The sequence below is a fragment of the Neobacillus solisequens genome, assembly GCF_051233465.1.
GTDB lineage: Bacteria > Bacillota > Bacilli > Bacillales > Cytobacillaceae > Neobacillus.
In genome coordinates this window covers 23,043-45,842 of record NZ_JBKFGJ010000004.1, presented here as the reverse complement: position 1 = coordinate 45,842, position 22,800 = coordinate 23,043, and the positions used below count along the sequence as shown (strand labels likewise).

General features: G+C 35.1%; 20 protein-coding genes. 2 read left to right on the top strand and 18 right to left on the bottom strand.

Features of this window, described 5'->3' with window-relative positions:
- Positions 1-336: 336 nt before the first annotated feature.
- The gene (locus tag ACI3K6_RS05955) at positions 337-909 is read right to left on the bottom strand and encodes a tyrosine-type recombinase/integrase (RefSeq protein WP_435554118.1); all 573 of its coding nucleotides are present in this window, start codon (positions 907-909) and stop codon (positions 337-339) included.
- A 538-nt stretch (positions 910-1,447) separates the two neighbouring features.
- Here ACI3K6_RS05955 and ACI3K6_RS05950 point away from each other — a divergent pair.
- Positions 1,448-1,861: a hypothetical protein gene (locus ACI3K6_RS05950; RefSeq protein WP_435554117.1), complete on the top strand. Its 414-nt coding sequence runs from the start codon at positions 1,448-1,450 to the stop codon at positions 1,859-1,861.
- Positions 1,862-2,039: 178 nt separating this feature from the next.
- Here ACI3K6_RS05950 and ACI3K6_RS05945 read toward each other — a convergent pair whose 3' ends face one another.
- The 10 genes from ACI3K6_RS05945 to ACI3K6_RS05900 all read right to left on the bottom strand — a co-directional run bounded on the left by ACI3K6_RS05945 (position 2,040) and on the right by ACI3K6_RS05900 (position 11,038).
- Complete coding sequence (locus tag ACI3K6_RS05945) at positions 2,040-2,879, bottom strand: hypothetical protein (RefSeq protein ID WP_435554116.1); 840 nt, start codon at positions 2,877-2,879, stop codon at positions 2,040-2,042.
- Positions 2,880-3,089: 210 nt separating this feature from the next.
- Positions 3,090-3,233 (bottom strand): hypothetical protein, encoded by a 144-nt coding sequence (locus ACI3K6_RS05940; protein ID WP_435554115.1) that lies wholly within the window; start codon positions 3,231-3,233, stop codon positions 3,090-3,092.
- Between the two features lie 33 nt (positions 3,234-3,266).
- Entirely contained in the window at positions 3,267-3,752 is a 486-nt protein-coding gene (locus tag ACI3K6_RS05935; RefSeq protein WP_435554114.1) for a hypothetical protein, read from the bottom strand.
- A 358-nt stretch (positions 3,753-4,110) separates the two neighbouring features.
- Positions 4,111-4,542: a DUF3888 domain-containing protein gene (locus tag ACI3K6_RS05930; RefSeq protein WP_435554113.1), complete on the bottom strand. Its 432-nt coding sequence runs from the start codon at positions 4,540-4,542 to the stop codon at positions 4,111-4,113.
- Between the two features lie 400 nt (positions 4,543-4,942).
- Positions 4,943-5,443: a YxiJ family protein gene (locus ACI3K6_RS05925; protein WP_435554112.1), complete on the bottom strand. Its 501-nt coding sequence runs from the start codon at positions 5,441-5,443 to the stop codon at positions 4,943-4,945.
- A gap of 250 nt (positions 5,444-5,693) precedes the next feature.
- A complete protein-coding gene (locus ACI3K6_RS05920) occupies positions 5,694-6,038 on the bottom strand; it encodes a lipid II flippase family protein (RefSeq protein WP_435554252.1) in 345 nt (114 codons plus the stop codon).
- Between the two features lie 31 nt (positions 6,039-6,069).
- Positions 6,070-7,158, bottom strand: coding sequence for an RES domain-containing protein (locus tag ACI3K6_RS05915; RefSeq protein WP_435554111.1), 1,089 nt, complete (start codon positions 7,156-7,158; stop codon positions 6,070-6,072).
- A gap of 12 nt (positions 7,159-7,170) precedes the next feature.
- On the bottom strand, positions 7,171-8,106 hold the full coding sequence (locus ACI3K6_RS05910) for a sce7725 family protein (RefSeq protein ID WP_435554110.1): 936 nt from the start codon (positions 8,104-8,106) through the stop codon (positions 7,171-7,173).
- Positions 8,107-8,117: 11 nt separating this feature from the next.
- Complete coding sequence (locus ACI3K6_RS05905; RefSeq protein WP_435554109.1) at positions 8,118-8,921, bottom strand: sce7726 family protein; 804 nt, start codon at positions 8,919-8,921, stop codon at positions 8,118-8,120.
- A 368-nt stretch (positions 8,922-9,289) separates the two neighbouring features.
- The gene (locus ACI3K6_RS05900; protein ID WP_435554108.1) at positions 9,290-11,038 is read right to left on the bottom strand and encodes a hypothetical protein; all 1,749 of its coding nucleotides are present in this window, start codon (positions 11,036-11,038) and stop codon (positions 9,290-9,292) included.
- Positions 11,039-12,540: 1,502 nt separating this feature from the next.
- Here ACI3K6_RS05900 and ACI3K6_RS05895 point away from each other — a divergent pair.
- Positions 12,541-13,272 (top strand): M48 family metallopeptidase, encoded by a 732-nt coding sequence (locus tag ACI3K6_RS05895; RefSeq protein WP_435554107.1) that lies wholly within the window; start codon positions 12,541-12,543, stop codon positions 13,270-13,272.
- Between the two features lie 35 nt (positions 13,273-13,307).
- Here ACI3K6_RS05895 and ACI3K6_RS05890 read toward each other — a convergent pair whose 3' ends face one another.
- From ACI3K6_RS05890 to ACI3K6_RS05860, 7 genes are all read right to left on the bottom strand, one after another.
- Positions 13,308-16,247, bottom strand: a complete 2,940-nt coding sequence (locus tag ACI3K6_RS05890) for a type I restriction endonuclease subunit R (protein WP_435554106.1) — start codon at positions 16,245-16,247, stop codon at positions 13,308-13,310.
- A complete protein-coding gene (locus ACI3K6_RS05885) occupies positions 16,244-16,834 on the bottom strand; it encodes a hypothetical protein (RefSeq protein ID WP_435554105.1) in 591 nt (196 codons plus the stop codon). Before ACI3K6_RS05885 ends, ACI3K6_RS05890 begins: the two co-directional genes overlap by 4 nt.
- A gap of 64 nt (positions 16,835-16,898) precedes the next feature.
- On the bottom strand, positions 16,899-18,125 hold the full coding sequence (locus ACI3K6_RS05880; RefSeq protein ID WP_435554104.1) for a restriction endonuclease subunit S: 1,227 nt from the start codon (positions 18,123-18,125) through the stop codon (positions 16,899-16,901).
- Complete coding sequence (locus ACI3K6_RS05875) at positions 18,118-19,599, bottom strand: type I restriction-modification system subunit M (protein WP_435554103.1); 1,482 nt, start codon at positions 19,597-19,599, stop codon at positions 18,118-18,120. Before ACI3K6_RS05875 ends, ACI3K6_RS05880 begins: the two co-directional genes overlap by 8 nt.
- A 581-nt stretch (positions 19,600-20,180) precedes the next feature.
- Complete coding sequence (locus ACI3K6_RS05870) at positions 20,181-20,465, bottom strand: ferredoxin family protein (RefSeq protein WP_335475957.1); 285 nt, start codon at positions 20,463-20,465, stop codon at positions 20,181-20,183.
- A complete protein-coding gene (locus ACI3K6_RS05865; protein ID WP_335475959.1) occupies positions 20,465-21,760 on the bottom strand; it encodes an FAD-dependent oxidoreductase in 1,296 nt (431 codons plus the stop codon). Before ACI3K6_RS05865 ends, ACI3K6_RS05870 begins: the two co-directional genes overlap by 1 nt.
- Positions 21,753-22,784: an electron transfer flavoprotein subunit alpha/FixB family protein gene (locus ACI3K6_RS05860; RefSeq protein ID WP_335475961.1), complete on the bottom strand. Its 1,032-nt coding sequence runs from the start codon at positions 22,782-22,784 to the stop codon at positions 21,753-21,755. Before ACI3K6_RS05860 ends, ACI3K6_RS05865 begins: the two co-directional genes overlap by 8 nt.
- Positions 22,785-22,800 lie beyond the last annotated feature (16 nt).

Genomic DNA, 22,800 nt, shown 5'->3' with positions numbered 1-22,800 from the left:
TCCCCTTCTTTTTTAACTTAACAATATATTCCACATATTAGCTATTTTTACCTTCAACTTAAATATAATATTTTCAATATATTAACCATTCTGTCAACTTAGGCGATAAGGTGTTCAAGTTAATTACTAATTCATTTAGATTGGCTAATTATTCAATTAACTTAACTTATTAATTTAAAATTTAAATAGTGGAAATATTCGAATGGATGGAATCGTAAAAAACCGTGGTGTAAACCTCTACCTACCTACCTTTATTCCTCAAAACCTACCTAGGGGATTTGTTGAAAATACCGCCCCCATATAATCAACATAAAGAAAGAGACTCCTTGGGAGTCCCTATAAACTAAAGTTATCTAGTTCATTATCTGTCTCTTCTTTGTTGATACCGATATAAGTGAGTGTAATTTTTGGATGTGAATGATTCAGTATTTCCTGAAGCATTGCGACATTTCCTGTCTGCTTATAGAGATGATATCCAAATGTTTTCCGCATTGTGTGTGTTCCAATTGATTCAATCTCTGCCCATTCTCCCGCTTTCTGAAGCTGTCTATAGGCTTGAATTTTACTTATAGGCTTGTCACCCTTGCGAGAGGGAAACAACCACTCTGATTCAAGTTCTGAAGCATAATTAAATATTTCTTCGAAGATGGATGTTATTCTAACCATTCTAGCTTTCTTAGTTTTACCTTCTTTGATTTGGAATTCCTTTTCCTTCTTATTTTTTAGTTTTAGAATCTGTTTTGTTTTAAGATTCAATAAGTCGCTCACACGTAATCCTGTGTTTATTCCAATTAGGAATAATATGTAATCCCGCTTTGAGCAATGTCTATCTAATGCCCATTTCATTTTATCAATCTGTGCCTTGCTTCTGATTGGTTGTACATCAATTAAGTGTTCTTTTTTATTCATTTTCACGACTCCTTTATTATCAGTGATTTGAATGTATACTTTTGTATGATATTTCTAAATTATCACCTGAATTGATAAAAGTCCAATATTATTAATGATTTTAATGTAAACTTTTATGTAATAGTTTACATTCACCTTGCAAATAACATTGTCCTTTGCTTATCGAGAACAACATAATAAGTACTGCTATTTCTGCCCTTTGATAACATTTAACAAGTTACACACTATTATCGAAATTCACTGTCGAACAACAGCAGCGTTTTACTACACGTTTTTCCAACTCACTACATTAAAATACATCAATAATTTGAGTCGTATCGGAAATTTACCGAATGCTTGTGTGGATGAGAGTGGTTTTTTGCTTCTTACCAACACATTGACCAATCAACTTACAGCTAGCTTTCAAAATGGCATTAGATTCAAACTTAAACTCCCCATAGGTTGAAGCTGTTTTCGTAAAGATTATTGTTTTTAAACCAATTAGTTTCTAATACTGCCTTTTATTTTTGGGGATGATACCTTTGAGGTGGTTGAAGTGATGAAAAAGGTATTAGTATTTATTTTTATTCTCCTAATAATTTCAACAAATGGTATTGCTCAAACTAATAAACAAGTACAAATATTCGATATAAATAAAGGTAAGGTAATAAAGAATATACAAATGAACACTGACTTACAACAAGAAGTAGAGAAATATCTTGAAGGCATAACAGGCGTATATGTTAAATACAATCCTATTCCGAATAATGGTTTTATGATAAGAATTCCTTTAGAACCTAATGTTATGGTGAAAAATCAATGGTTTGATGACCTTGTAGATGAAGTAACAATCATATTTTCTAGTCATGAAATTCCTTTTATAATGGTTTTTGACGATGAAAACAGACCACATTTTTTTACAATTGAAGGGAGTACAAGTAAGTTATTAGGATTATTAAACTTTAAACTATAGACCTCTTAAGAGCCACCACAAGCCATTCTGAGCGTCTGTAGACGTGTGAATATGAACTATCTATGCTTTCCCTAATTTATCCTTACCCCACCACAAAAAACGTTCCTGCTGATTACAGAAACACACTTAGTTTGCACTGATGCTTTAGTCAATCGGTGTACCATTTTTAACAGGCTTTTCATCGCCTTTTTTCCGTTAAGCATTCTTCTTCGGGTTTTATTTTTATCAGTTTCCACTTTCCCTCCCCTACTTTTCGAAATTGAGCAATTTCCACGTCAGTTCCATTCGTTAACGTGAAGAAAATCAAGCAATAATCCGCTCTATCATTGCCCCGAAAATATATATTTTTTACATAACCATTTTTCACTGTCGGGTATCTTTTTTGAATCAGCTTGCACCAACTTCCGTATTTCACTTCAACAACTGATTCAGCATCATGACTCCATCCATGATAAGGCGCACATAGAAAGTCTTCTTCAATTTTACTCAAGTCAGAAATTCGATACCCATCTTTTTCATTAACAAGCTGGATAAATCCGAAATTATACCCAAAATACTCTGCTCTTTTGTCCAAAGACCCTTCAATTGTTTCGATTTCATAAAAAAACCTTATACCATGTTTTCTATCTGGCACTCTACAAAGCTTTATCAAACTCGTATGCCCTACACCAGCAAACGAATGAAAATAGTCTTCATAAGTTAGTTTTCTTTGGTACTCTTCGGACAGAAAATTATAAGCAATTGGAAATGGAGTACGTGCCTGACCAACCGTTCCGCAACTTCTCCCACCCAGATTTTCAGCTTCACGTAGGACGCTAAAATAGTTAAGAAGAGTTTCTTCGGGGGTTATAGTCAATTCAGAAGGTAATTTGATTTGGTCATGATGCGTTTTTTCAGAAAAGAGTGAATAGAACTCAGAAGTAGCAAATCTCAAATTTAATGCTGGCAAGCAAGATGGGCGAAAATATTGTTGATGATAAGTGGTATTTTCCATTTGATTCCGTTGAAACACATTCATCACCCCTCATCCAGTTTATGGGTGAACGAAGCATATTGCCTTCAAATTCAAAAAATAAAATGTATTGTATGTGAAAAGGAGATACTCCTTAACATAATCATGAGCAATTCTGAGTGTACGTACAACACAAAAAGCAGTACTTTGAAATTAAAGCACCGCCCCTTTTGATAATTAATTTCTCTCATTATGAAATAACATTGTAGGATATAACTATTCTATCTCTAGTATTACTTTTCCATCTTTTTGTGACACACTTATCTCATTATCTACAACACAACCACCTTCACAGGAGATAAGAACTTCATTATCTTGTTTCAATTTTGATAACTGTTCAATTAATTCTTTTACAGTCAAATTAATTCCTCCCGAAAGATTGATTATCTTAAATCATCCATATACAGGTATTCCTACTATATACGGTGCTAAACCGTTGGGGTATCTCTTAAATGAACTTTCATGATTTCTTATAAAGTTCTTATTATCTTTAACATCTTTGAGCCAATCTCTCCCCGATTTTATCATGTCCTTACAAAAGATTCTAACATCAATGTTAAGAACATCATTTATCACATTGTTATGAAAAACATTTGAACTTGGTTCAACAAATATTACTTTTTTATAAGACGATTTTTCATGTTGAGTACTCCCTTGGTGTAAGAAAGAGCATCTAAAATAATAACAATCATCTGCAGTCATCATAATTTTATCTCCAACATACTTGTTATACCACTCTTTATATTTTTTACCACTTGTCTTACCATCATCCGATTGTAAAGCGGCACAAATGTCAGGTATACATAGTGCTATACCTAAAGACAAATGATATACTCGTGCATCTAATCCTCTTTCAATCTCATTAAATAAATCTTCCATAGTAATACCTCCTTCTTCTTTATCAGTACAATAGTACTATTCTGCACCAAAAGAAGAAAACCTTCTTGATTTGGAGGTCAATTTACTATCCTTTTTTTATCTCTATTAACTTTTGGGAAAAATAAGTTTGATATCTTTAAAAACATCACAAGACCTTTGTAAATTACAAATACCATTCTCTTCATTAGTGTTTCAAACCGTCATAACTTGTTTGTAATAGACTTACTATACTACCGCTAGCCATCCTTGTACCAACACGAAAAAAGCGTTCCTGTCTAGTTACAGAAACGCACCAGTTTAAAGAGTATGCTTTCACAAACCTTTTAAACAAAAGCTGCCAATTGGAGTAAGTTAATAATTATTTTTTAGAAATGGCTATATGTTTGTAATCCAACATATTAATTTCAATACCCTTATCTTGTTGGTTTTCTGGTTCAATACCAAAAGTGATTGTATCTCTTCCTAACATACCTTTTTTCTGTGGTGTAATATTTACCTTTACAACGTAAGAATTAGGTAATTCATGTCCTTTTTCACTCTGAAATATCTCAACTACACCCTTGTTATCATCGTGTCCATATTTGATAAATATTGAATCAGGACTACCTACGCTTACATTCTCTTCTTTATAATAGTTAGATACAGCCAACTGGATATCTTTACTTAACAGGCTTAACATAAAATTATTTGAGGGTTCTTTGCCTTTTGAGCCTTTTGCATTAGCTGTAAAAGTAGAATTTCCTAATGCTAACATTCCTACTATTAATCCAACACATAAATATTTTTTCATACTTTATTCTCTCCTTACAATAAATTAAATGTCATTTACTATCATTTGTAAAAGGTTGGAGGAAATACAGTGTCTTGATAAATATTTTTAACTGATACTCACGGACTGAGGTTATCACTCCCTGTTCCAACCAAACATTCATCGTGGACAGAGTGTCGCCAAAATGACACTTCGTTCCAAAATAGGTTTAGATAAGGAACATCTCCATATAAACACACATCAAGCTTATACATTACCATCAGATTCAATCCTAAGCACATCTTCAATTAATGGGAGAGGAAAGTGGAACAGGAAAGAGAAGATACTTCCCAAACCGCCACAACGAGACATTCTGAGCGTCTGTGGTACACCCTTACCACAACAAAAAAAGCGTTCCTTATGATAACAGGAACGCATAAGTTTAATATCTCTTTTCAAGGAATAAGTAATACAATGTTAACATTCGTGCTTTTTCGTGATTGAGATATTCTTCATAAAAAATAGGATAATTATTAATATGTGATTCTAAAAACTTATATTGTTTAAAGTAGTCAAAAAAGGATTGTTCCATCAGTTTAATTTGTTTATTAGTAATTTCTTTGAATTTCCCTTTAGAAATAGTTGTAGAACTTGCAACTATATTCATCCAATAAGTATTCAAATCACCGTTGATGCAATCATCTTCTGAAAAGAAACTTCTAAAATCATTTTGAATTTTATCAGTATCCCGAGAAGGGTAAGGCTTAGTTAATTTCTTTTTTAACTTTAACAACTGGTTTATTGTATAAGGATATTTTTCGACATATACTAAATTTAAAAGATAATCAAAATATACCATAATCCCAATTGAAAGGTTTTTTCTTCTAACATTTCTTATTGGGTCTGAATGAAGTAACGAATTTTGATTCCCATCTTTAACCACAAAATCACCTATAACTTTTACTTAAATTATAACATATCTTCCATATACAGATAGGGATGGGGCTGAGGTTATTGCGCTTTTCCACACATTAACAAACATCGAAAACAAGAGTGTCGCCAAAATTACACTTCGTTCCTAGAAGGTAGAATAAGGCATGTTAAGAGTCTGAGGCAGTTAAATCCTTGGAACAACACAAAAAAAACGTTCCTGCTTATTTGAGAAACGCATTCCGTTTGTTGAGAAGTATTGATTAAATCCACTTAGCAAACCAAGCTAAATAATATGCAGCAAGGATAAACAGAAGTTGAGCAACAATTGTACCCCAAAATTTAGAACTAATCATCCTCAAAGAGTAACTCTTTAAGTAAATATAATCGCATTGTTTTTTCATTACTCTATCAGCTAATACGGAAGCTTTTGGGTCAATTAACAATATCAATAAAATAGTTGCTATACCATTTATAATTCCTGATGATATTAATGCTGCCTGAGCATAATCTTCTGTAACTAGCCTTGATGCGTATATGAATGATAGTACCCCAATTGTAAATACAGCAGAAATAATATTATTATTCACAAAGAGACGTTTGGAAATTTAGTGAACACTCATGTGTAAAGGAGTGGTGTTAAACACATTGAACGGACGTATAGTTTAAAGTTTGGATTATTCTTTTTTCTACCCTTATACAACTTAATAGCTCATGGTCAAATACCATTAAATTATATCCACTAGTACTCAATGTGCTCTCAAAGACAATACCATGGTAACCTGCTGATTCAGTTTCATTTAGGCTTTTTATGTAATCAACAATAAATTGCGTAGGTAAATAATCCAATTTACTATCCCCGCTACGAACTGGCTTTGAGATAGCTTTAGCCATTTCATTGAATATATCTAAGTTGATTGCAAACATTGTGGGGTCAGTAAATCTAAAAACATCTAAGTTTTTCAGTAATCGAAAATCTACTACCTTTAGTTCTTGTCTAATTGGAAATTTCCCTACATAAACAGTATCACTTATGCTAGGACGAATTTCACTAATTACAGTTCCTATATCACTTGCTAAATACAAATGACTAATCCCCTCTGAGTTCGCTCTTCCAGCTGTTGCAATTGATGGAGGAGGTGCTCCCATCCCTTCTTTATCTAATTCTTTATTATTTGAAATTCTTGCTCTGTAAAAATTATCGTCTTCAACAATAGTTGTAAGTCTTTCTATGTAATCTTTTAATACCTCATAATTTACATGGTTCGAGTGAAATCTATTTTCATGTTTAATGTATTTCAAAAATTCATCCCAAGAATATCCTTTCAATACTGACTTCTTTTCAAGATAACTATCATTCATCCATTCTATTATTCCAACTTGATTATTCAAAAAATGAAGTTTATCTGGGTGATTTCGCTCAAGAAGCGAATGTAAAAATAAATGAATTTTACTTCCATCAAAGTTAGTGAAAATATTCCATTTCTTTTCGAACTCATCTTTTATACTAATTAGTTTGTATTGTGAAAAACCGTCAACAATCAAATCAGTACCTAACTTAAATATGCTTAAAATATCATTAAACAATTCATCTAGTCCTTTATCGGTATGAAGGTTATATACATGAACATTGTTACTACCACAAAAGCTGCAATTACCAACGTTCCCCAAACTTTTTATAATACTTTTTATTTCTGATGAAATGAAACATTTGATGCAACAATTCATTTATTTCATCTCCTAGTCTAACAATCTACCGATTAATTCTAGATGATGCATGATAGATAATTTCTTTAGAGTTGGTAAACCAGGGTATGTTCCTTCTTTGTAGTGCTGTACAAAGCATTGCATAGCTAAAGTATTCATTCTTCCATCTGACATAAATTGTTGATACCACTCTATCAACTTTTCCAAGGCTTCTGAAAATTTACCCGCAGGGTCACTGGTGTCACTATTAGAATCTGAAACAAAATGAGTAATCTCTAAGGCATTTTCAGCATTTGGATAAACAATATGAATTGCTACTGCATACGGTGCAAAACCACTTTCGTTATATTCTTCGCCGACTACAGAGTAGTCTGAAAATCCAATATATCCTTCATCTATGAAAAAAAGATGTTCCTCTGAAAAAAACTCATTCTCTTGTTCCAAATAGTCTACGTTCCTAGGAAGTTTATTAAATTTATCACTTAATCCTGCTAATTCATGACCACTTAATTGCCTACGAAAAGAATTATCAGATGGAATTACATTAAGTTGTGCTTTTGAAGCATTAAAAATTTCTCTATACAAAGGTACGAGGTTTCTCTCAGAATGAATAATTACAATATCTTCTAGTTTTACATTGAACTCTTGTTGCAATTGCTTTATTTGATTATCTGAATCTCTATTCAAATGATGTCCAATAATAACAGAATCATTAAGCATTAACTCTTTAAATTGTTGATAAACACTAGGAAATACTAGTTCACCCTTAAATGAACCAACTCTTGGATTCGACACTATTATTAATTTTCGATAGTTCTCTTCAAATACTTTGACAGTAGACATTAAAGTAGAACTTAATTTAATAGGCTCAATAATTGGAATAACTCTCTCACTTAAAAGCCCACTAACCTGCAATTCCCTAAGAGCTAGTAAATCATATTGTCTTCCTCTAATAATCGGAAAATACATTTCCTCTCCCCCTAGTATAAATTCAGTTTGTCAGATATTGCACACAGTTCTTTGTACTTAAAGTTACCCGTGTAAACCAGCCATCTAATTTGCATTGGTAACCCCTTAAATATCTCATCACCCTCTATATCAATTCTTTTTCTCAACTGATAAAATACCAACTTCTGCGCTTCCTTGATATTAATGGTTTTGAACCATTGAAGAGATGTTTTAAAGTATTGTACAGGTTTTACATTCGGTAAACATGCAAATTTTAATAATAGAATTTGTTCATATTCATTTTTTCTTAATAGCTTAAATAGAACCTCATGATTCAAATTACTATTATTTTCAATAGCTTTTTTCCTAACGCTTAAAGTAACATTGTCTGTCAAAACTATGATACCTACTGATTGATTTGATTCTTTTACAACTTTGTAGACTGGATAGTAATTCTTTTCAGAAGTTACAACATACACTTCACTAAAGGCACTTGAGTAATCATCCAATTGATACACTAATCTATCAAGGTTATCTAAGTCGGTTTTAATCTCATAAACCATACCTTTATTGTGATTTATTAAAACAAAATCAGCTTTTGATTTTCCAACTGTCATCTCACTAAAAGCGGCAGTAGTTGTTAAACTGTACTTTCCTAATACCAACTTATTGAATAGAGTATTTTTAAAGAAAAACTCATTCCTATAATCTTTGGTCAAAATATTATAATTTTTTTTGATTTCTTCAATAAAGACTTCTGCATTGAATGCATTAGTAAACAAAGCATCCATTAAATATTTTTTGCTAAAAAATCTATTCAAGTACATGTAATTCATACTATTCACACTTTCCTTAATACAATACGATTCAGTTTAACATTTTCAGCAATCATTGCAAAAATTGTGTGTATTGTTCAATATCAATTACATATCCTTATCACTTGAAACTATCTCCTACACCTTGTATATTATCCCATATCCAACCATAAAATGACAAATATCAACAACAAAAGAACTAAGACTCTTTTGTCTATTTATTGAACTTAATGAAATATCATACAGATACAAAAAAGGGTTGCAACCCATGTGCAAACCATATAAAAGACGAGTTTTATTAATAGTTGTGAAACGATGTCTTTGATACCGACTCATGTTCAATTATCCGCTACAATGCAAAAAGGACACCCTTTAGTAGGGTGTCCATGTTAATTTCCGTTGATAATAGCAATTATCCTTTCGGCTTCCACTGCTGTTTCAGCTTCCTGTTTCTTTCTAAATGCTTCTGTTTCAGCTTGACGTTTGTTCCATTCAGCTTTTAATTTTTCAACCTCGAATCTTCGCTGTTTTTCTGATTCTTGTCTAATTTGCTCCTGTTCAATTTTAGTCATCAACTCTTGCTTCTTAAGCATCTTCTTAACTTTTTTACTATTATCACTGAACGCTGAAAAATCCCCCATTCGAATAGATTCAAAATGTTCCACTGGGTTCACCTTACTTACAATGGTGACTTTTTCTTCCTGACTGTTTTCAGTTGCAGCACTCTTAGCCACTTGATTAGTTTGGTGTTGTTCTATCTGTTCTTTTTCGGTCAGTTCTTCATGGTATTCAATATCCACATGGAATTTATTATTAATACTAATTCCATGCTTAACATTCCTATCACTATCTGATTTTTCTGGGTTTGTTAAACCCATCTGTTCCAATTCCTTCTCAATTTGTTTTTCCTTCATTTGTTGCATTGCTCTGATTTCCTCAATTTCAATTTCGTTCATGCTGTGCAATCGGATATGAATGTTTTTAACACAATCAATATATTTTTTGCTTGCTAGTAAATCCAAGTAAGGTGAAGGCTCAGTTTCGTATAAATTTACTTCTGCTACCTCCGTTTCTTTAACAAATGCAGCAGCCTGTTCTTCTATTAAACCAATATCCATCATGACCGTTTTCAAATCTTCATCATTCTGAATTCTCTTGTCCAATTTCTTCATCAAATAATTATCATGTTTTTTTGTTGCATTTTCTATTACATAATCAAGCAGATTATCATGGTATGCCTCCTCATTCTCAAGCAAATTGAATGAATTAATTTCAGAAGGATAATGTGCCTTAATAAATTCGTCAAAGGCATAATTTTTCATCACCATAATTTGGAATACTTCGTAAATGTACTGCAATTGCATTGCATTACCTTCTTCATCTTCAACATTCTCGATATATTCAAGCCACTCAGCTTTAAACTCTTTGGTCTTTGGGGATTTCTTAAAGTTAAGAGCTTCCCATTTATTAATTCCATGCTTTTTGAGTAACTCTACTTCAGTACTATTGATTACTTTTGCAATATCATTGTCTATATCAATTGGCTCTTTTGAATTTTTGACTTTACCTTTCCATGCAGAAATTATCCTAATCAGATTCAACTCTTCTGCTTGGTCAAGTATAGTTTTAAAATGAACCCTAACAACATTTTTTAATGTGTTGGCTAGGTCTTGAAAAATCTCCTCTTCTCCACCCTCAATAAATCCTAATCCAATCATATATTCTTTGTATGGCTTAAGTGCTTCTTCACTGTATATGCCCTTCATGATATCTTGCTCAGCAGGAGATATAATACCAAAATAGGTTGCCCATCCATTTCGAGTTCTTGCCTTGTTGTCAATATCATTCATCTTGTTCATAACCATAAGAGCTAAGTGCTTTGAATGGGCTGGTGCTACTCCTTTATTGAAATGCCGCTTGTCTTCTTTCGGAACTTTTTCTTTTCGCTTCTTATCTGTGTAAATGATTCGTTTCTTACCAGTGCCTTCATACCAAACCTCTTCATAAAAACATACAATTTCTTTGATAAGAGATTCTAATTCACGTGTGTTTAAATTACCTTTATTCCTCTTCAAAGATTCCATCTTTTCTGGTTTAAACTTCTTTACTGCGTTTTCAAGTGTCCATTTTTTTGACACCTTGTTCACCTACTTTCTCCTTATTTGTATTACTGATTTTAACCATACTTTCCTGTGCAGGATTTATCTCTATATAAGTTTATTTTTATATAGTAATTAGGGACAAATCTTGCACAGTTTTTACATCTTGGATTCGATAAACTTTTTCTTTCATTTCTTGCATTTTAGGTGTTATTTTTTTGAATTTAGGTTTAAATAATCTTATGTAACGCTATAACCTTAGGATAAATGTTTCATGTTCCTCCTAGACAACGCAAAAAAAGAGTGAATCAATACAACCCACCTCGTCAGAAGCACACTTAACCCTGTCCAATATAGGCATAAAATTATGCCTATCCCCATTGAGTACGTCATAGGAATACAGAATTAGTGTGCCTCCAAATGAGGCTGTCGCATTTGATTCACTCTCCAAACTAGTATATTTTTTGATACTTTATTCGATTTTAGATTTCAAATAAAAACATTTTAACACTATCAATCAAGCTATGCAATAGATTAATATAAATACATTTATTTACCACTTGATTATCATGAGGTTACACTTGGAAATAGTGTTATTCAAATCCTTCACCATTCAGCATTTTTTCTAACTTCTTCCTTCTTCTAAACACTTTCCAATGATTACTGATTCGGACATAATTCAGTTTGCTAATCTTTTTTATAGTGTTTCTTAATAAATATATTCTCTATTGTGAATCTCGTAAATTCTAATATCCCCTACATCCTCAGCCAAGCCAACCCTATTCTCTAATTCAGTTTCAATTATTCCTTATGATAAGGAGGCAAATGGTATATGATTCTTCTTTCACTATTTTTTCTTCCACTTTTCCCAGAGCATTTTCCAAGCAAGATTTGTTTTAATCATTAAAACCCAACAAAGTGGGAGAAAAATGTAGGTGATTGGTGTAGGTTTGACGCCAATAAAAATTGAAATTATTGCCGAAATAGTACATCCAAAAGTACCTGCAACAAGCAACAAATGTATTTTAAATAAAAGGTTCATCACAATCACCTTCATTTTGAATTTAATTCTATAATGCTTTTTTAATGGGGTAATTTCATACTAGTTTTACCTTAGCATAATCAAACTCTAGTGTACCAATCACTCAGTAATCCCCTACAAACCCTTATATATCAATAGTATGTACTAAACTTTTTGATTTTTTCAGTTAAATACCATTTAATTTATTCCTAATGTTTTCAGATATTAAATGGCTCATTTTTGATTGACCTTGTTCTATCAATGATGTAAACACTTATTGAAAATTCATTTAGAAATACTCAATGATAATTTATTTTTATTTGTTATTTGGCAACCAAAACCCTTCTCGTATTGGGATTTTCTACTTCAAGATGTGTGAATAAAGGTCCGCCCTCTACGCCTGCTTAACACCCTCAAATGCAATGATGTATTCATAGTACCTAAGCGAGAACTCCAAATATATTTGCCATAGTATACTTCCTTCCGTAAAATGATTATATATAAGGGAAGGAGTTATAGCATGCCGACTTTTCAATATGGAACTACAGCTATTGAGTATGACATCGAATATGCCGACGATAAAAAAGACGTATCTATTATTGTTGAATGGATGGAAGGCATTCGGCTCATCGCCCCTAAAGGTGTTACTACCAAGCAAATTGAGGGTATTGTACATAAGAAAGCACCTACTATCCTCCATAAACTAAAGGAGGTAAATGAGATAACTGAACCACCCTTGCCAAAAGAGTTTGTCAGCGGTGAAAAGTTTACATATTTAGGACGAAATTATCGTTTAAAGGTACACAAGGAACAAGGACTACAGAATGCAAAGCTATCCTTTGAAAGAGGAAGGTTCATCGCAAGTATTCCAAATGGAATGGATGACATAGAGAAGAAGGAGCAATTGACGGGTTTGCTCAAGATTTGGTATCTTGAACATGGTAATATAAAGATACAATCACGATTAAAGCTGTATTGTGCTAAGATGGGTGTTAAACCTACTGATGTGCAATTGAAGGAGCAGAGAATGCGTTGGGGGACTTGTACATCCGAGGGCAATATATATTTAAACTGGCGAATTATTATGTCACCGATGCCCATTGTAGACTATGTACTTGTGCATGAATTAGCACACTTAAAGTATATGAATCACAGCGATGCTTACTGGAACTTTGTACGCTCTATACTGCCCGATTATGAACAACGTAAGGAATGGTTACGTATAAACGGACCTACTTTAACATTGGAATAAAAAGAAATGCCATCTCGGGTAAGATGGCTTTTTCTTTACTTCTTGTAATGTATTGCAGCTAGGTCTACCAATTTTAGTGTTACGCTTTCCAGCTTTTCTTTTGGACAAGGACTTACTCGAAGCTGCTTTTTAATCTTCTTACGCATCTCACGTTTTACATCTTCTTTATTTGTCCATTCCACAACTACTTCCTGCTGTATAGTGTCCGTGATGAGATGTGTTAATGCTTTTAAGTCCTCTATATCATCATATAGAGGTATTTCTTTTTCTAACATCTGATAAAACGGAAACTGCTCACGAGAAAAGCCTTGTTCTTCACCCTTTTGCGCTGCATTTTGCATGTCCTTAACCAGATTATGATATTCTTTTAATAATTCATCGATATCTATCTGACGGTCTTTTCGTCTCTGAAGTAGTTCTTCCAGACGCTCCTTTAATGATGAATAGTAAACTGGATTCTCTTCTATCTTGACTCGAATCTCATGACGGATAGCATGTTCCATTTCAGCTGCTTTGCCTTCTGGTGTCTTCGTTTCCTCTAATTGTCTTTCGAATCGATTAGAAAGAATATCAATTGGTTCATGCACCACATCAATACCAACTGCGGCAAGATGCTCCTCTATTAGCTGCTTTACTTTTTCACCACAATCACTGATATCCATCCCATCAATAATACGATAGCGAGACTTAGCTGCTTGCCTAATCTTTCCTAAAAATCTTAAATCTCCTACAAAATCATGTGCTTTTGGACTTGGCATGACCATATCCATACTTTGTGAGAACCGTTTAAAAGCTGTATCGAACTCATTCCGTACATCCTCGGGTTCAAGTACTTGTAAGCATGCTTCTAGGTTATCTAAATTGATGTAATCAAAAAAGCGCATAGCAGAGCGGTGACGAGATTGAAGTCTGGGTATTTCAGTATCAATATTTTGTAATGCCCCTTGAACATCTTCTTCATTAAAGATATGAAGCGCTTGCTCTAGGAATCTCGAAACCCCGTAGTAATCGACAATTAAACCATATGTCTTTTTATCATACGTACGATTGGTACGAGCAATAGCTTGGAGAAGATTATGTTCTTTAATAGGTTTATCTAAATACATTACCTGTTCTATTGGAGCATCAAACCCTGTTAGAAGTTTGTCACATACAATAATGAAACAAAGTGAGTCTTCTGACATTGGCTTCTTAAATCTAGCAATGATTTCTTTTTCTTCATCTTTTGAAATGTGATGCTTTTGAAGATGTTCCTTGTCATTATGTCCTGCTGACATAATAACCTTGGATTCATAGTTGCTAAGTTCATCCAACATCTCTTTGTATATTACTGCCGCTTCCCGACTTATCGCTACAACCTGCGCTTTAAAGCCGTTAGGCTGAATGTGAGTTTCATAATGTTCAATCATGTCCAACACGATACGTTTAACCCTCTTTCGAGAAGAGATAATTGCTTCTTCCGTTACAAACTTCTTTTTAATCCGTTCACGGTCTTCCTCTTTATAATCACGGAACTGTCTTTCAAAAAGTTCGTCTAACGAATCTCCCTGTACATGAAGGTCAACCATTCTCGCTTCATAGAAAATAGGTACAGTTGCCCCATCCTCTACAGCTTGTTCAATAGTATATTTGTCGATGTATGGTCCAAATGCACGCTTGGTACTCTTATCTTCCTTATCTATTGGTGTACCAGTAAAAGCTAAATAGCAAGCGTTTGGCATGGCACTTTTCATGGTGGTCGCCAGTCCCCCATATTGGGAACGGTGAGACTCATCAATCATTACAAAGAGGTTCTCAGCAGTAGATAGATTCTTGAATTCCTTCGTCTCCGCATCCTCTTGGAATTTTTGAACCAAGGTCATGATAGTAGAACCTGTACCTTGCTGAAGCAACTTTCTCAATTGAGTAACTGATTCTGCTTGTTGAGGATTAGGGAAACCACATCGCCGAAACGTGTTAGAGATTTGGTCATCTAAGTCTTTTCTATCCGTGACAACAATAATAGTTGGATTTTTCAACTCTTGGATACGTCGCAACTTTACCGCAAGATATACCATTGTAAGGGATTTTCCGCTTCCTTGTGTATGCCATACAACACCACCACGTTGAGTTTTGTCCTCTGCATGGAGAATACGGTCGATTGCTTTGTTTACAGCACGGAACTGTTGATAGCGAGCAAGTTTTTTTATGGTACGACCTTCTACTGGCTCATAGACAATGAAGTTACGAATTAGGTCTAGTAGGTTCTCCTTTGTTAGCATTCCAGCTGTCAAAATATCCTGTGGTGTTGGAGAAACTCCAAGTTCTGCTACAGTCCTTGGATATGGGTCTTTCCACTCGCCATAATGCTGTGCTTTTGCACCAATCGTTCCCGCTTTGGCTCGGTCATTACTAGCGGCAATCATGAACTGATTGTAGTGGAATAACTGTTCATGTGTATTTTGATAACGGTTAAGTTGCCGCACTCCCTCACCTACTTGTTCATCTGGAGGCAGCATCGGACTTTTGCATTCAACAATAACAAGCGGCAATCCATTTATGTAAATGATAAGGTCAGGGCGAATATTACCTTGAGCGTAACTGATGGTAAATTGGTCTACCACAAGAAACTCATTGTTTTCAAGTCTCTCGAAATCAATGAGTTTTACTGTTTGGTTCTTCTTTCCTTTACCAATGTCTTGTTGAACAGAAATCATATTTACTATCATCTCATGGAACTTCTGGTTCGCTTCCATTAAGCTAGTTGATTCTATATGGGTAATTGAACGTATGACTTTAGCTAAATTTGTATCCGAAAGCCAAGGATTCATACGTAAAACAGCTTTGCTTAATCGCTCTTTTAGTACAATCTCACCTCTTGATTCCCTTTCTGTATCAAGAAAAGAACCATGAAGGTGTTCATAACCTAGTTTTTGTAACTGTGTAATCAAGCGATTTTCAACAAGTTCTTTTTCGTTCCATCTTTGTTTATTCATCGCCATCTCTCCGATAACTCTTTATCTTTTCTATACATCATGTATTGCAATAAAGAAGATGGAAAAAAGTGCCTAGCGTTATACTTTTGACGCCTATAAGCCTCTAACCTATTGTAAATAAAGTCTTCAACATATTCTAAAGAAAATGTTAAGAAAGCTGTTGTTCTTTCAATTTCGTACTCTGACACAACTAGTTTTAAAAATTTCTTACCGTTACTTTCTAACAAACAACGATTTTCGTGTTTAGATAACATTTTTTCGATTTCCAAGTTAGAAAATCCTATTCTATTAAGAGCATGCTTCAATTTTCGTTCCTTAAAAGCACTTGAGGGATTTGCCCTAGGTCCTGTTTTAACTTCACAAAGTACCCCTGCTATTTCATACTCCTCTAAATAACTAAACAACTTCTCATCCCAGTCGTCCGTTCTACCGCCTATTACCTCTTTTACATATGGTAAACGTATAGCAAGTAAATCAGCATCCCCATCTCGATTATTCGGCGTTCTATGGTAAACAAAGTTGTCTAATACAAAGAAACCGTTAAAACGTAAATACCAATACGCAAGTTCTTCCCCATAATTCTTCATAATGGCGTCTCCTTAAAAGCGGTTATATTTCCCACAAGCTTTTCTGACTACACCTTATGGGAGGTTATACTTTTGTCACCTCGACCTCATCGACTTTTACACAAACTTTACCAGTTAAAAGGGATTGCATAAGACCCTTTTTTAGAAGTTTAAGCTTTTCTAACTGTGCATTCCCATTTTCCGCTTTACTATCTATAGTTAGTAAAACGGCGGCAATTCTTCTTTGTTCTGCTAAACTTGGCAAAGCTATCTTATAGATTTCCATAGCACTCTTCTGCATATGGACTAGGGCAGATGCTCCATGTGAATCATTCTCTATCTTTGTTGTAATTTTTCTAAGTGCATAATAAAGATATTCCTTTACAACATGTTCACGATTTACTACTTTCCATGTATGATAGTTCAAAACACCTGTTGGACCTTTCCAAATGTGTGGACCAAAGGATGTTCCTCTACTGCCCGACCAAGCGAATAAAAGTGTTTCTGGTTCAACTAGTATTTTAGGATTAAATTCACCCTCATAGTAATTAAAGTCCTGACCACCATTTAGATTTTGTATTCTAATTATAGGAAAACCGCTCGTCGACCACTCATGCGGCTTGAATCCTCTACCGTTAATAAACTCCGCTATTTCTCCCAAGGCTACGACATTCCACTCCTCAGGAATCTCGCCAATTTCCGTTCTCTTAAACTTCGTATGTCCAATTCCTTTTGTAAGAAGTTGCTGCATTAGTCCTTTTTTTACTTCTTTTGTTTGTGCAATGATAGCTTCTGTTTTTTCGATAGCTTCATCGACAGAGAAAAGGATTGCTGAAATTTTTTTTTGCACCTGCAATGGAGGCAAGTAAACTATGTACTCTTTAACATCGCTCGCATTTATTGCAGGGTAATTTGACCCCGTCATCTTAGACTTGGTATACTCGACAAAGTTATCACTCAAAATTGTTTGATATAGATACCTTGAGTCTACGGTTGCTTCTTTAGGAGTTAATACAGCAAAACCAGTAGAACACACTTGCTGGTCATAGTCTTCTTCGATAAAAGCAAATGCTTTTAAATATGGTCTTACCGTTGAAATAATTGTATCTCCCTCACGCACAACTCTCCTTGCTCGACTTGGCGCATCACCAAAAGTCAATTTCTTTGTATTCTCGATAACTCCTGTTCTTGTAATTGAAGCAATATCTATATAGTCAAATTCAAAATCCTTAGGAGTGTTGTTCCTTAATGAACTTTTATTTATTTCGGCAATGTCACCAATCGAAACATGATTCCAATCCTGTTTACTCACCATATCCCAACTCCTTTAAATACCCATACATTACCGACTCAATTTCCTCACGCTCTTTCTCCAACTTACGAAGTTCAGCTATTGCTGCAGCTACATCAATTTGTTCTTCCTCTTCTGTTGTGTCGATATAACGAGCAATGTTTAAGTTGTAATCATTTTCACGAATTTCTTCGATACATACAGGACGACAATACTTCTCTACTTGTTCAAACTTTTCGTATGCTGCTACTATCTTCTCGATGTCTTGGTCACGTAATGTATTTTGATTCTTTCCTTCTTGATAATTTTGTGCGCCATCTAGGAAGAGAATTTTGTTTTTACGTTCTTCTGACTTGTTTCGATTAATGACTAAGATACATGCAGGTATTCCTGTACCATAAAACAAATTTGAAGGTAAGCCGATAACCGCTTCGATTACGTCTTCCTCAATTAGACCTTTACGAATTGTCCCTTCGGCTGCACCACGGAATAGAACACCATGAGGCATGACAACTCCAGCTTTACCCTCGTGGTTTAACGTTGCAATCATGTGTTGTATAAATCCATAATCCCCTGCTGTCTTTGGTGGTAATCCAAAACGGAAACGACCGTATTCATCACTTTCTGCCTCTTCACGTCCCCAGTTCTTCAAACTGAATGGAGGGTTAGCAATTACACGGTCATAAAGGATTAGTTCGCCTTCCTCTAATAACTTAGGCTCACGAATTGTATCTCCTTTTTCAATACGATGGTCGCTTAATCCATGTAATAGAAGGTTCATCTTACAAATTGCCCAAGTATTAAGATTTCTTTCTTGCCCATGTAACACAAGATTGCGAGGATTTCCACCTTGTTCCTTGATATAGTCCACTGACTGAATCAGCATTCCGCCAGAACCAACAGTAGGGTCACATACACGCATTCCTTCTTCTGGTTTAATTAGCTTCACAATGAGTTCTACTACCTTACTTGGTGTATAGAATTCTCCCCCCTTTTTCCCAGCATCATCTGCAAATTGTTTAATCAGATACTCATATGCTCGACCAAGCATATCAGGCTCAGATAGACTCTCATTGCTTAATTCGATTTTAGAAAAGTGCTGCATCAATTGTAGTAAAAGGTTATCAGGCAGCTTCTCTTTATCGTTAAAATCGATTGTTGCTAGTACCCCTTGTAATGATGCGTTTTCTTCTTCTAACTTTTCAAAAGCCTTATTAATGGCATCGCCAATGTCTTGTGTTTTAGAACGAATATCTTCCCATCTTGCACCTTCTGGAACGAAGAACTGATGCTCGTCACGGTCATACCAACCATAATCATCATTTTCTTCCTCTTCAATACGTGTTGCTGTTTCCACAAATACGTCATTGAGGCGCTTCAAAAATAGTAAGCCAAATATGTAGTTCTTATAATCAGATGAATCAATACTTCCACGTAATATGTTCGCGGATTCCCACAAATGGGATTCAAGTTGTTGTAATGTTAATTTCTCCATATTCTTTCCTCCATGTATCTATATCAATGTGTATATTTAATGAGACTTAGCTACTTTCTACTATAGCAAAAGACCCAGTCAACAACTAGACTTCCTTTAAATATACCAAGCCATTGTTAATAGTATACAATGTAAGCACTGAAAAACTTTCTAACCTAGTACCTAATAAAAGCAATATTTCATTAAATTTTCAGCTAAACATAAATGAAAGTGATTAGCTATGTGACTTCATCCTTCTTAATGAATTTAACAATAAATGGAATTAGTGAGGTATTTTTGTCATTTTTACACTTTTACTTCATTCCCTATTTTGTAAGTCCAAAAAATCTAAAAAAAATAAACCAGCTATTTAAACTGGTTTATCCTAGGAAACCTTAACAGAAAGTTTTTTTGGTCACATATGGTCACCTTGCTAGTTAACACTTTTGAATATACATCTCTACATTATTAAAAGCGGTCACATATTGTCAAAAATATTCCTAAAAACGGTTGATTTACGTGAGTTTTTTTTTCATTTACATTGGTCACAAAATGGTCACGGATTAGTTAAAGAACATTCCATTTTGAAGCCAATTCATGATTTAAGCTAACCGAAATACAATCCCATGTCCGCCTTTTGGATACTCCCATTTAATATTTTGGTACGGACAGCCAATCCGGCAGCTGCCGCATTCATGACAGCCTTCGTAGCCAACCTGCATCCGCTTTCCTTCCCACTTATAGACCTCTGCAGGGCAAAATACTGTACAAAGTTTATCAGGACACTGCGTCATACATACATCATGGTCAAGCACGGTTAAATGAGACTTCGTATCACACTTAAAACGTAATAGATACTGTTTTTCCTCAATATTCTTCGTTGACATTATTTCACCGCCTTCCAAGCTCGATACATATCTTGAATGACCCGTAATGTGCCTTTTTCCGCTGTTATACTTTTCATGATTTGCTTTTGTTTATCACGTTTAGGTGTTCCATCGACAGTAAAGAATTTGCTCATCGCTTTATTCATCATAGGGACATATTCATTAAAATATTGCGGATACTTTTCAAATGTATGAGCAGCATCTTTATATTTCTCTAAATCTTTCATAATAAAGCTATCGTATAGTTTATCGCGGTAAATATTTAAACTGGATTCGCTGTAGTCTCCTCTGTTCTTAGCTTCAAGAATCGATTCAGCAGCCAATAATCCCGAATGCATTGCCATGTTCGAACCTTCGCGATGGATGGCGTTAACAAGCTGGGCCGCATCCCCAATTACCACAACACCATTTCCCGCTACCTTTGGAACGGAACGAAAGCCGCCTTCAGGAATCAAATGTGCGAGATACTCAGCCGATTCCCCACCATTGATGAACGGTTTTACCATAGGGTGATTTTTCAAGTAGTCCAGCAATTCATATGGCTTCATTTTTGCTTTGATCATACTAGATAAGGTGGTACCTACCCCGATATTCAGACTTTCCTTATTTGTATAAAGGAAAGCAGTCCCAAGATTGCCCTTAGTCGAATCACCAAAAATTTCAATCGTACAGCCCTGGTTGTCCTCTAAGTTAAAACGGTCATTAATCTTGTCTTTTGGTAGATTAATAACTTCCATAACCGTTAATGCTACTTCATCCGGACGAAATTCCTTATGGAAGCCGAGTTGTTTGGACAACAGTGAGTTCACGCCATCAGCAAGGACCACTACATCAGCATATACTTCCCCATCAGGACGGTCAGTACGAACACCGACAACCTTACCGTTATCAACAATACATTCCGTTACAACTGTTTCGTTTATTAAGAGGGCACCGGCTTCAACTGCTTTAGATGCAAACCATTGGTCAAACTGTGCCCGTAATACCGTAAAGTTATTATAGGGCTCAACTGCCCATTCAAGTCCTTTATAGCCGAATGAAACAACTGATTCCTTATCCATCATCCAAAAACGCTGCTCAATAACCGGTCGTTCGAGCGGAGCCTCCTTCCAAAATTCCGGAATCAATTCTTCCATTTGCTGACGATAGAGTACGCCTCCCATTACGTTTTTCGCACCAGGGTATTCTCCTCTTTCAATAAGCAGTACGTTCAACCCATTTTTTGCACATGTAAAGGCACAAGCGGTACCTGCGGGACCTGCCCCAACCACGATGACATCAAATTTTTCAGGCATAGCTTATTTCACCGCCTTTTTCAGCTTTCAGCATTTTAAAATGCTCAATCAATTGAGGCACAATCTCTAAAGCATCTCCAACAATTCCGTAGGTGGCCACATCAAAAATCGGAGCATTTGGATCTTTATTAATAGCAATAATCAGCTCAGAGTTCTTCATACCGACCACATGCTGAATAGCTCCGGAAATACCGATGGCAAAATAAATTTTTGGAGTAACCGTTTCACCTGTTTGTCCTACCTGCTGTTCATGCGGAAGCCAGCCTGCCTCTACCACATCACGAGTTCCTCCAACACTAGCACCAATCGTATCTGCCAATTCATGAATCAGCTGGAAGTTTTGATAATCTCCCATTCCTTTTCCACCGCAAACAATCACATGTGCCTCGGCTAAATTTGTCTTTTTTGTTACGTCATTCACAATTTGAAGCACTTTTGTTCGCATATCATCTTCATGTAGTTCTACTTCTTCTTCAATGATTTGACCCATTCGATTTGAATCGGGCTCTAATGCTTTCATGACTTTGGGACGAACCGTTGCCATTTGTGGGCGATGCTTTTTACAGAGAATCGTGGCCATAATATTTCCACCAAATGCAGGCCTGCTCGCTTCTAGTAAACGATTTGTGATGTCTGCATCTAGCATGGTGGTATCAGCCGTCAGTCCTGTTACTAAATCGGTTGCTACAGCACTGGCTAAATCCTTTCCGTTTGGTGTCGCCCCGTAAAGAATGATTTCTGGTTTGTATTTTTGCGCAAGCTTCATGACACCCTTCATATAAGATTCAGTGCGATACTGTTTTAATACTGGATGGTCAATACAATAGCAAAGATCGGCACCATAATATATCACTTCATTTGCTAACTGCTTGATATGATTGCCAAGTAAAAATCCTGCTAAGGGAACTTCTAATTTATCTGCGAGCTTTCTTCCTGCTCCAAGTAGTTCCAATGATACTCCTTCAATTTTTCCTTCATTTTGTTCAATAAAGACCCAAACACCACGGAAATCGTCAAGATTCATGTGTATCCCTCCCTGT

Coding starts and splice junctions, on each gene's coding strand:
- ACI3K6_RS05915 (WP_435554111.1), bottom strand. CDS start 7,158: ATGAATTGTTGCATCAAATGTTTCATTTCATCAGAAATAAAAAGTATT.
- ACI3K6_RS05950 (WP_435554117.1), top strand. CDS start 1,448: ATGAAAAAGGTATTAGTATTTATTTTTATTCTCCTAATAATTTCAACA.
- ACI3K6_RS05905 (WP_435554109.1), bottom strand. CDS start 8,921: ATGAATTACATGTACTTGAATAGATTTTTTAGCAAAAAATATTTAATG.
- ACI3K6_RS05895 (WP_435554107.1), top strand. CDS start 12,541: ATGCCGACTTTTCAATATGGAACTACAGCTATTGAGTATGACATCGAA.
- ACI3K6_RS05955 (WP_435554118.1), bottom strand. CDS start 909: ATGAATAAAAAAGAACACTTAATTGATGTACAACCAATCAGAAGCAAG.
- ACI3K6_RS05935 (WP_435554114.1), bottom strand. CDS start 3,752: ATGGAAGATTTATTTAATGAGATTGAAAGAGGATTAGATGCACGAGTA.
- ACI3K6_RS05860 (WP_335475961.1), bottom strand. CDS start 22,784: ATGAATCTTGACGATTTCCGTGGTGTTTGGGTCTTTATTGAACAAAAT.
- ACI3K6_RS05885 (WP_435554105.1), bottom strand. CDS start 16,834: ATGAAGAATTATGGGGAAGAACTTGCGTATTGGTATTTACGTTTTAAC.
- ACI3K6_RS05945 (WP_435554116.1), bottom strand. CDS start 2,879: ATGAATGTGTTTCAACGGAATCAAATGGAAAATACCACTTATCATCAA.
- ACI3K6_RS05870 (WP_335475957.1), bottom strand. CDS start 20,465: ATGTCAACGAAGAATATTGAGGAAAAACAGTATCTATTACGTTTTAAG.
- ACI3K6_RS05930 (WP_435554113.1), bottom strand. CDS start 4,542: ATGAAAAAATATTTATGTGTTGGATTAATAGTAGGAATGTTAGCATTA.
- ACI3K6_RS05890 (WP_435554106.1), bottom strand. CDS start 16,247: ATGAATAAACAAAGATGGAACGAAAAAGAACTTGTTGAAAATCGCTTG.
- ACI3K6_RS05875 (WP_435554103.1), bottom strand. CDS start 19,599: ATGGAGAAATTAACATTACAACAACTTGAATCCCATTTGTGGGAATCC.
- ACI3K6_RS05910 (WP_435554110.1), bottom strand. CDS start 8,106: ATGTATTTTCCGATTATTAGAGGAAGACAATATGATTTACTAGCTCTT.
- ACI3K6_RS05865 (WP_335475959.1), bottom strand. CDS start 21,760: ATGCCTGAAAAATTTGATGTCATCGTGGTTGGGGCAGGTCCCGCAGGT.